Origin of the sequence: Methylobacter sp. Wu8, from assembly GCF_036440755.1 — a bacterium.
In the GTDB taxonomy this organism is placed as follows: domain Bacteria; phylum Pseudomonadota; class Gammaproteobacteria; order Methylococcales; family Methylomonadaceae; genus Methylobacter_A; species Methylobacter_A tundripaludum_A.
Genome location: NZ_JAZGVT010000052.1, coordinates 22230 through 31708, shown reverse-complemented (window position 1 = coordinate 31708; position 9479 = coordinate 22230). Strand labels below are relative to the sequence as shown.

Genomic DNA, 9479 nt, shown 5'->3' with positions numbered 1-9479 from the left:
GGCAATTACCATGAAGAGCATGAAGGACATGAAGACTTAAACCTTTCATGCCGCTTCATGTCCTTCATGGTTAAAAAATGAAAAATAAAACTTGCTCAAGTTATTTCATGCATGTTCCTTAACTGAGTTTTCAGGACGATTCATCACCCGCAACAGCCCGAATGTTTGCCGTGCAGCTGAACCGGAGGACAGGCGACGCTGCCATAGGAACAGAATACGCAGCAATCGCCGGTTTTGGGTTTTAGCAGACTATGACAACCCTGGCATTCATAGAACCATTGACAGGCATCCGAGGGCATTGGCTCGGTTTTGCGGTAACCGCACTCAGGGCAAACCAACGCGGATTCCAAAATGACGTTGTTCATGGCAATCCTTAATTTACGATTTGTTGTCTAACCGGCTTTGCAACGCGTCGACATAGCGGCGCGCCGCTTTGCGGATAAACCGACTCTGGGTTTGGAAATTGCGGCAACGGGTACACATCATCAGATGCATCCGCACTGCAAAACGCTCGCGCAAACTCAATTTTTTATCCATTCCCTGAGAAACCAAGGCGGAAATGTTTCGACAACTACGCATGGCGTTTATCCTGTAGGGTGTTGTTAAACCAGCGGATTTCCAGGCATTCGCGCAGCCTGAGCCGCGCCCGGTGCATGATGACCCAGTAACTGGCTTCGCTAAGCTCCGCTTCCCGGCACACTTCATCGGCGTCAAGACCGACCAATTCGCGCAACATGAACACGTTAGCCATTTTCGGCGGCAGGTTGTTTTGACAGACCTCGTAGATCGCCCAGAATTCCTGCTGCTTTAACGCAGCCTCGGGATCGGCCCAGGCTTTGGGGCCGCCGTTCCAGTGGCCGCTGCTGATGAAATAATCGTCTTCTTCCGCTTCGCCGTCGTCAGTCCGGTCAACGTCCGGGGCAACGGCTTCACGGGCGCTACGCCGCCAATGGTCGGCGATTTTATGTTTAAGGATGCCGATCAGCCATGTGCGCAAGCCCGCCTTGCCTTCGAAGCCCGCCGCCGATTGCCAGGCGGCCAGCAGCGTTTCCTGCACGGCGTCGTCGGCCAACGCGCTGTCGCGCAATTGCAGCAGAGCGTAGCGGAACAGCACCGGCCTTTGCGCGGCCAGCGTCTGTTCAGTCAATAATAATGAGGCTGTCACCGCTTAACAACACGCACCGTCGACCGCAGCCGACTCGCCTTGTTGCCCCGGCGTGCAGTCGAACAAGCCGAAGTGGCGGGATTTACCGCCCAACACCTGAAAATACCCGGCATAGCGACTGGCCGCGAGCATGTCGGCGGTGTTGCCGCACACCCGTAGCGGCCGGCCGGTTTCGAAATGATGGTGGTCGTCCAGATCGAAGGCATGCCGATGTTCGGGAATGCCGCCAAGATAGCAGGCTACTTGGCCGTAGTCCTCGCAACGGTCTTCCAGCGGCAGTTTGAAAGCGCGGACGGTCGCTGAGCGGAACTTGACCATGCCGATTTTGTCGGCGACTTCGGGATCATCGAGACTAATCGGATTTTGTTTGACGACGCGCACGTCGGGGCAACCCAACTCCTGCAAAACCCGCCGAAAGTCTTCCCAATACAAAGCGCCGCCCAGGCATTCGCCGAGCAGCACCGGGTCTTGACGCAAGGCGTCGGGAATGCGTCGGTCGGCGAAGACGTCGGAAAAATACAGTTCGCCGCCCGGCTTCAGCACCCGGAATATTTCCGCCAGTACCCGTGGCTTTTCCGGCGACAGGTTGATCACGCAATTGGAAACCACCACGTCGATGCTGTTATCGTGGATACCGACAGCAGCAAGGTTTTCGATATGCCCGTGCAGGAATTCGACATTGGCGTAACCGAAGCGTTCGGCATGCCAATCTTGATGCCGCACGGCGACTTCCAGTTGCTCCGACGTCATATCGACGCCGATCACCCGCCCCGCAGGGCCGACCAGTCTCGACAATAGATAGCAGTCGCGGCCTGAGCCGCAACCCAAATCCAGCACGGTCTTGCCTGTTAAAACCGGCGGCAGCGGCGAACCGCAACCGTAAAAACGTTCCAGTACTTCAGGATGCACGTCGGCCAGTAAGGCTTTTAAGTAATGCGGCATCGCGTCGATGCTGCAACAGGCGCTGGTTTTCAGGTCATTGCTGGATTGCAGAACCTGGCCATAATAATGGCGGACGGACTCGCTGATTTCTATATTGACAGTCATGAGAGATTTCCAATGTTTCAGATTAAAAACGACCGCTACCGGCGCATAACGGTTGAACATAGCCATGTCGGCAGCCGGGGTAGCGCAATTGATACGGTTACTTCGGCACCGGCCCTGCCGCCGCAATTGTGATCATTGGGTTCTCCTTCGCCGAACTATATAAATAGTCGTTAAGAGGACAAGAAACCTTACAAAAAATATCCGGCTAAGCTAATTATGCTTTTTTCTTGCCAACCATATTACGGATCTTAACGAAAAGTATCGATGCGGCCAGCAACAGTGTAATTGCGTTGGCAAATATAATCGCCTTATCGGCGAGATAAATCCCATAAATAAGCCAGCATGACACGCCCAGGGTAAAAGCGCTGTACATGCCGAAAGAAAGGGATTCGGTGTTCCTTGTTTTTATCGTCAATACCGCCTGGGGTACAAACGAGGCGGTAGTCAGTGTCGCGGCTATATAGCCGATAATTTCAACGTGCGTCATAGCGCCACTATTTTCCTGATGCGGATTTTTTCAGTTTTTTAGCAATGCTTTGCCCGATCGCGTTCGCAAAATCATCAACGTTCTCATAGCCCTGTGTTTGGGCAAAATCGACTAAGGCCATGACCAGCTTTTTAGTTTCCGCTATTTCTTCGCGGGATCGGCCGCAGCCTTCGCAATGGGTTCCTTCGTAAGTACATTTATCAATACATGGATTAAATTTCATAATCTCTCCTCTACGTGTTTGCAGACTTGTTCAAAAGCCAAGGGGTTTCATTCTAAAAGAATCAATTGGAACGTGTGAAAACCGTTCGTTCGTGCTGAGCCCTTCGGCTACGCTCAGGAGAGCCTTGTCGAAGCATGAGCGGATTCCACACCTCACCATTTGGAAGACTCAACTGATTTTTTAGGGTAATGGGAAGATAGTGCGGCGACCGCCGCCACTTCTCCTGGCGAGATTTTACCACACGGAAAATCAGCCGTTACAATCCTTGCCCGCATCGACGCGGGGATAGTGCAATATAGGGGGGAACCGAAAGCGGGCGCTTTCAGCCGCGAGAACCGGATTCAAATAGCCGTCGCGTTAGCGGCGCCTTTCTGCAACAAATAAAGACCGCGTAACATCGGTTAGTGTTACTGCGATCTGTCGACGCTCAACATGATGTTGCCAAAATCAATTGCGCCGTCAACGATTTGAAACACGCCTTTGCCGCGTTCTTCGTTATTTTTCCAGATCGAGTTGCCGATCTGAATCTCCACGCCGCAATGGACGGAGTCTTCCACAATAACCTGGACGTTCTCGGCCAGCGTCATTTCCGACAGCAAATGGGCGCGTTCGGTATGCAGCCGGGTACAATCGGCCTCAACTTTTTCCCTGGTATGCAACGCTTTGTTTAACAGCCCGTTTTTATCTTTTTCGGGATGCGCCAACACAAAGGCGATAATCTTCTTGAGGTCTTCCAGCTCCTTTTCACTCGCGTCAATCTCAAGCTTAAGCTTGTCCAACTGCGCCTGAAGATAAGGGTTAAAGCCGGCCTTGATCTTGGTTATAAAACCGGCGTTTGAACCGATTATGGCCGCTTTTACCAGAACTGACGCGCAGGTAATGCCGCCGATGATGCGGCCTTTTTTTCCGCCTGATTTTCCGACCAATATCCGGTTAAGCGCGGTCAGATGGTTATGCATGGAGAACTCTTCGATAATAATATCGGTACCCGCTTCCATGCAGACATTCTCGGCGAAGCGTGCGCTGATTGAGCCTTTGCTGATAATTCTCGCATTAAAGGTAGGCGTTTCGTTTGAGTCGCCGCTATGTTCGCTGTGACCGATCACGCCGCCTTTGACGACAATATTTCCACCCGCTTCAATTTCCGCCGCTTCGACGATCCCGCCCACGAACACGTCTCCCGACGCGCAAATTCTCATCCCGTCCTTAATATCGCCTTTGATATTAATGGTGCCGTCAAAATTCATGTTACCGGTTGAAAGATCCACCCGCGGCAGGTCGATGGTGGGTTCCACGATAACGCCGTTAGGAACCAGCTTGGGTTGACCGGCAATCACAGCCAGCAATAACGTATTATGATCCGGGTCAAGCTCCGCATTCGAATCAATCTCTACGCCCTGTAATCCCGATGCAAACGGCGTATCCTGTCCTGGTTCGGGCATCAGGATTTGTCCGGTAATGTCCCGCCCTTTTTTGCCTTCGGTGGGCGGGGTGCGAAACATCAACGGATCGCCGGGCCTGACGACAATAAGCTGCCCAAGATCGCGGTAGTTGGCGATGCCGTGTTCGTCCACCCGAGGTTTCCGTTCCCTTATTTCAGGTATCAGACTTTGAAACCGCGCGTCAATACCCCGCACCGGAGGCAGTCCTTTGGCAATGACGCGCTCCTTGGCGTAACCTTCCTTCAACGCGGCTTCAATTTCATTTTTCATGATGCCGCTGACCACTCCTTTTTCCTGTAAGGCAAGCTGGATTTGAAGCAACCCGACTGGAGCGCCGCCGTAAGGAGGGGTTAAGGTAAGACTGGCGGTCATTTTGTCATCGGCAATGTGGATCGAGCATGCGCCATCCCGGCGCTCGCCTATTTCCAGCACAAAGCTCTCATTAAGACTGTTGTATTGCTGTACCAGATTCGAGAGTGAATTTTCATACAGAAACAAGCTGGATAAACCTTGCTTAGCCAGGGCCATTTTGATCGCCGCCTCATCAACGGGAGGCTTGCTTTCACACGGTTCAAATGCGGCAAGCAGCTTGCCGTCATCGCTCAGCTTAAACGTCAACACATCGGTAAGTGACGCATCATTCACGACTTGCTCCTTGGAGAATTATTGCTGCTTATCAGCGTTGGGAATATACAACATGATCCCTGCCCTATCAATTTGAACATCATCACCCACAGTAGGCGAAAAACGGGAACAATGTCTGAAGTCCGACTTAAAGATAGCACATTATTAAAGAAGCGCTGATTTAGCCCTTCGACAGGCCGCGGAACAGCGGGATTATCTGTATAGGCCGGAGTTTGCCGGGGTTTTTCTTGCTCGGCTAGAAGCTCGCGGCAACGCTCCTCGTCGTTCACACCGAACGCGTTTTGCCGATTTAAAAAAAATCCCAGTACACGAGGATGTACTGGGATTAAAGATCGCCGCCTGCTTGGTTGGCGCTGCACTCCATCCTTGGCAACGTCCTGTTAAAACTGATTAAATCCGTCTTCTGTTTTGGCGGCGCGGCTATTGTCCCAGAAAACCCCCTTGAAAAAAGCCGGTCAAGGCTTAACTTGGCGTACTCTTGAAATGACGCCGTGTCGGCTGTTATGGCATGTTTGAGCGGCATCGACACGGTACGGATAACTTCAGTTGCCTGTCATTTTCCAATCGGGACGTTTCCATCAGCCGCCATGAACAACAAACACTGCAAAATCTTGCTTGTCATAGTAGAATGCCGCAGTCACCAATATTAATAATGCAAACATGGCTCAACGTACTGCGGAAGTAGAGCGGAATACGCTCGAAACTCAAATCAAAATCAAAATTAACCTGGATGGATCGGGTCAATCCTCGTTTTCAACCGGCGTACCTTTTCTCGAACACATGCTCGATCAGATTGCCAGACACGGCTTGATCGATATGGATATTGAAGCCAAAGGGGATTTGGAAATTGATGACCACCACACCGTTGAAGACATCGGCATTACCTTGGGCCAAGCGTTTGCCAAAGCCACGGCGGACAAAAAAGGCATTTATCGCTACGGGCACGCCTATGTACCGTTGGATGAAGCCTTGTCGCGCGTCGTGATCGACTTTTCCGGCCGACCCGGCCTGTTTTATGAAGTCAAATACCCGAAAGCCATGATCGGCAGTTTTGATGTTGATTTGTTCCGCGAGTTTTTTCAGGGCTTTGTCAACCATGCCGGCGTAACCTTGCATATCGACAGCCTGAAAGGCGCAAACGCCCACCACGTCGCTGAAACTATTTTTAAAGCCATGGGCCGGGCCATCCGCATGGCGATTACCGCCGACCCGCGTATGGCGGGCATCATGCCGTCAACCAAGGGCAGTCTCTAACTTTTAATCTTAATCCTGTATTTCTTATGTCTTCTGTCGCTGTAATTGATTACGGAATGGGTAATCTGCATTCAATCGTAAAAGCGCTGCAACATGCAGCGCCTGAAGTCGAAGTTGTTTGTGTCTCCGATGCCGATTCGATCCTTCGCGCCGACCGGGTGGTTTTCCCCGGCGTCGGCGCAATTCGGGATTGTATGCAGGCCCTCAATCAGTCGGGCTTATCTGCCGTTATCCAACAGGTTACCAAAACCAAGCCTTTACTGGGAATTTGCTTAGGCATGCAAGCCCTGTTGACAGACAGCGAAGAAAACGGCGGCACCCCCTGCCTGGACGTTTTTGCCGGGCATGTCGTGCGTTTTCCCGAATCGTTAAAAGACAGCGACGGAAATTTACTCAAAATTCCGCACATGGGCTGGAATCAGGTCCATCAGCAACAGCAACATCCGCTATGGGAAAATATCCCTCAGGACAGCCGCTTTTATTTTGTACACAGTTATTATGCGCAGCCGGACGATGCCGCAATAACGGCGGCGACTACGCAATACCCGGATGCATTTACCTGCGCCTTGGCGCAAAACAATGTGTTTGCCGTACAATTTCACCCCGAAAAAAGTCAGGCGGTTGGTTTGCAGCTACTGAAGAATTTTTTGCATTGGGATGGACAAGCCTAGTTACTTTTGACTGATTACACGCCATTGAGGACTCACTGTTTATGTTGTTAATACCTGCAATCGATTTAAAAGAGGGAAAATGTGTTCGTTTGCGTCAGGGACGCATGGATGATAATACGGTTTTTTCCGATGACCCTGTCGCCGTAGCAGGCAAATGGGTTGCCGCCGGCGCAAAAAGAATCCATTTGGTTGACCTGGATGGCGCGTTTGCCGGAAAACCAAAAAATGCCGACGTGATTCACGCCATCGTCGAAGCCTACCCCGATGTGCCTGTGCAGATAGGCGGCGGCATTCGCGATGAAGAAACGATCCAGGCTTATCTTAACGCCGGCGTGGAGTACGTCATTATCGGCACCAAGGCGGTTAACGAGCCGCATTTTGTCAGGGATATGGCGCTGGAATATCCTCGCCACATCATCGTCGGGCTGGATGCAAAAGACGGCAAGGTGGCTATTGACGGCTGGTCCAAACTGTCCAAACACGATGTGATCGATATGGCCCGGCATTTTGAGGAATACGGTGTCGAGGCCATTATCTATACCGATATTTCCAGGGACGGCATGATGTCCGGCGTCAATGTCGAAGCCACCGCGAGACTGGCGCGCGCGATTCGGATTCCGGTTATCGCTTCCGGCGGCATCACCAATATGGATGACATCAAAGCCCTGGGCGCTGTCGCAGGCGACGGCATTATGGGCGCGATCACCGGCCGGGCGATTTACGAAGGCACGCTGGATTTTGAAGAAGCCGAAAAATTAGCAGAATCATTTGAGTAACCATGAGCTTAGCCAAACGCATTATCCCCTGTCTGGATGTCGATAACGGCCGCGTCGTTAAAGGCGTAAAATTTGTCGACATTCGTGACGCCGGCGACCCGGTAGAAATCGCCAGACGCTATGACCGCGAAGGCGCGGATGAAATCACGTTCCTGGATATTACCGCCACGCACGATAATCGGGACACCATTGCCCATGTCGTCGAGCAGGTCGCCAGCGAGGTTTTTATCCCGCTGACGGTCGGCGGCGGCATCAGGACCTTGGAAGATATTCGCCGCATGCTGAATGCGGGCGCCGATAAAGTCGGCATTAACAGCGCGGCGGTTTCAAATCCTGAGTTTGTCCGCGAGGCGGCGCAGCGTTTCGGCTCGCAATGCATCGTGGTCGCCATCGACGCAAAAAAAACCAGCCTCCCCGGCGAAACCAGCCGGTGGGAGATTTTCACCCACGGCGGCCGCAAGCCGACCGGCATCGATGCGATAGCCTGGGCGAAAAAAATGGTCGACTACGGAGCGGGGGAAATCTTGCTGACCAGCATGGACAGGGACGGCACCCGTGAAGGTTTTGATTTGCAGTTGACCCGCGCCATCAGCGAGGCGGTATCGGTGCCGGTCATTGCATCCGGCGGCGTCGGCAATCTCGACCATCTGGCTGACGGCATTATCGAAGGCAAGGCCGATGCGGTATTGGCAGCCAGTATTTTCCATTTTGCCGAATACACCATTGAGCAGGCCAAACAACATATGGCCTCGCGCGGCATCGAGGTACGGCTGTGAGCGCATCCTGGCTGGACGAAATACGCTGGACCGAAGACGGGCTGGCGCCGGTTATCGCTCAGCAGGCTGACACGGGAACAGTGCTGATGTTCGCCTGGATGAACCGCGAATCATTAGCCTTAACCGCCGCCGAAGGTTACGCGGTTTACTGGTCGAGATCGCGCGGCAGATTATGGCGCAAAGGCGAAGAATCCGGGCACAGGCAGAAAGTGATCGGCCTATTCCTGGATTGCGATGAAGACGTGATTTTACTTAAAGTCGAGCAGGAAGGCGGCATTGCCTGCCATACCGGCCGCGAGAGTTGTTTTTATCGCAAGCTGGTCGACGGACAATGGCAAGCCGTCGACCCGGTTTTGAAAGATCCCGCAACTATTTATAAAAAATCATGAGCGACGTATTACAACAACTGGCGCAAATTCTGGAACAGCGTAAACTGGAATCTGCCGATAAATCCTATGTCGCCAGCCTGTATGCAAAGGGACTGGACAGCATACTGAAAAAAATCGGCGAAGAGGCGACCGAAACCGTCATCGCCGCCAAAGACGGCGATAAAAAACAGATTATTTATGAAACCGCCGATTTGTGGTTTCATTGCATGGTGTTGCTGGCCGATCAGGGACTGGGACCCGATGACGTATTGCAGGAACTGCAACGTCGTTTCGGCTTGTCCGGTCTGGAAGAAAAGGCGCAACGTAACAAGTAAAGTCCTTCACCATTGGAGTTTAAAATGGGCCTCAGCGTTACTCACTTATTAGTTGTATTAGCCATCGTCGTTGTCGTGTTCGGCACCAAACGCCTGCGCAATATAGGCGCAGATCTGGGCGGAGCCATCAAAGGCTTTCGCACGGCCATGAAAGAAGGGGACGACTGCACGGATGCAGGAGGTAGAGCAACGCATGGAGCAGTTGCCGGAGAAGACAAAGCCGCCGAAGATAAAGGCGAAGCCATCGAAGGCGAAGTCACTTCCAAAAAAAACGATAAAGATTAACGCCC

14 protein-coding genes are annotated in these 9479 nt (G+C 52.4%); 7 read left to right on the top strand and 7 right to left on the bottom strand.

The features are described from left to right. Positions 1-143: 143 nt before the first annotated feature. The 7 genes from V3O24_RS06390 to V3O24_RS06360 form a co-directional block, all read right to left on the bottom strand. A complete protein-coding gene (locus V3O24_RS06390; RefSeq protein WP_104424475.1) occupies positions 144-365 on the bottom strand; it encodes a GDCCVxC domain-containing (seleno)protein in 222 nt (73 codons plus the stop codon). A gap of 13 nt (positions 366-378) precedes the next feature. Continuing rightward, positions 379-579, bottom strand: a complete 201-nt coding sequence (locus V3O24_RS06385; RefSeq protein WP_331306639.1) for a zf-HC2 domain-containing protein — start codon at positions 577-579, stop codon at positions 379-381. Beyond that, positions 572-1165 carry a sigma-70 family RNA polymerase sigma factor gene (locus tag V3O24_RS06380; RefSeq protein ID WP_331306638.1) on the bottom strand — a complete coding sequence of 198 codons (594 nt, stop codon included), beginning with the start codon at positions 1163-1165 and terminating at the stop codon, positions 572-574. The genes V3O24_RS06385 and V3O24_RS06380 overlap by 8 nt, the downstream gene beginning before the upstream one ends. 3 nt (positions 1166-1168) lie before the next feature. Continuing rightward, positions 1169-2212, bottom strand: coding sequence for a methyltransferase domain-containing protein (locus tag V3O24_RS06375; protein ID WP_331306637.1), 1044 nt, complete (start codon positions 2210-2212; stop codon positions 1169-1171). A 214-nt stretch (positions 2213-2426) separates the two neighbouring features. Then, complete coding sequence (locus V3O24_RS06370; RefSeq protein ID WP_104424471.1) at positions 2427-2699, bottom strand: SemiSWEET transporter; 273 nt, start codon at positions 2697-2699, stop codon at positions 2427-2429. Positions 2700-2706: 7 nt separating this feature from the next. After that, complete coding sequence (locus V3O24_RS06365) at positions 2707-2922, bottom strand: DUF1289 domain-containing protein (RefSeq protein ID WP_104424470.1); 216 nt, start codon at positions 2920-2922, stop codon at positions 2707-2709. Positions 2923-3329: 407 nt separating this feature from the next. After that, entirely contained in the window at positions 3330-5009 is a 1680-nt protein-coding gene (locus tag V3O24_RS06360) for a FapA family protein (protein WP_331306636.1), read from the bottom strand. A 660-nt stretch (positions 5010-5669) separates the two neighbouring features. On the opposite strand from V3O24_RS06360, the gene hisB reads away from it, so the two are divergent. Genes hisB through tatA form a run of 7 tightly spaced genes read left to right on the top strand, consistent with a single transcriptional unit; the run spans position 5670 to position 9474 of the window. Then, positions 5670-6263: an imidazoleglycerol-phosphate dehydratase HisB gene (gene hisB / locus V3O24_RS06355; protein ID WP_104424467.1), complete on the top strand. Its 594-nt coding sequence runs from the start codon at positions 5670-5672 to the stop codon at positions 6261-6263. A 26-nt stretch (positions 6264-6289) separates the two neighbouring features. After that, a complete protein-coding gene (gene hisH / locus V3O24_RS06350; protein ID WP_331306635.1) occupies positions 6290-6934 on the top strand; it encodes an imidazole glycerol phosphate synthase subunit HisH in 645 nt (214 codons plus the stop codon). A gap of 41 nt (positions 6935-6975) precedes the next feature. Then, positions 6976-7710, top strand: a complete 735-nt coding sequence (hisA, locus tag V3O24_RS06345) for a 1-(5-phosphoribosyl)-5-[(5-phosphoribosylamino)methylideneamino]imidazole-4-carboxamide isomerase (protein ID WP_331306634.1) — start codon at positions 6976-6978, stop codon at positions 7708-7710. A gap of 2 nt (positions 7711-7712) precedes the next feature. Then, on the top strand, positions 7713-8486 hold the full coding sequence (hisF, locus tag V3O24_RS06340; RefSeq protein ID WP_331306633.1) for an imidazole glycerol phosphate synthase subunit HisF: 774 nt from the start codon (positions 7713-7715) through the stop codon (positions 8484-8486). Further along, positions 8483-8875 carry a phosphoribosyl-AMP cyclohydrolase gene (gene hisI / locus V3O24_RS06335; RefSeq protein ID WP_104424463.1) on the top strand — a complete coding sequence of 131 codons (393 nt, stop codon included), beginning with the start codon at positions 8483-8485 and terminating at the stop codon, positions 8873-8875. The genes hisF and hisI overlap by 4 nt, the downstream gene beginning before the upstream one ends. After that, positions 8872-9189 (top strand): phosphoribosyl-ATP diphosphatase, encoded by a 318-nt coding sequence (locus V3O24_RS06330; RefSeq protein WP_104424462.1) that lies wholly within the window; start codon positions 8872-8874, stop codon positions 9187-9189. Before hisI ends, V3O24_RS06330 begins: the two co-directional genes overlap by 4 nt. A gap of 24 nt (positions 9190-9213) precedes the next feature. Then, the gene (gene tatA / locus V3O24_RS06325; RefSeq protein ID WP_331306632.1) at positions 9214-9474 is read left to right on the top strand and encodes a Sec-independent protein translocase subunit TatA; all 261 of its coding nucleotides are present in this window, start codon (positions 9214-9216) and stop codon (positions 9472-9474) included. Positions 9475-9479: the final 5 nt, after the last annotated feature.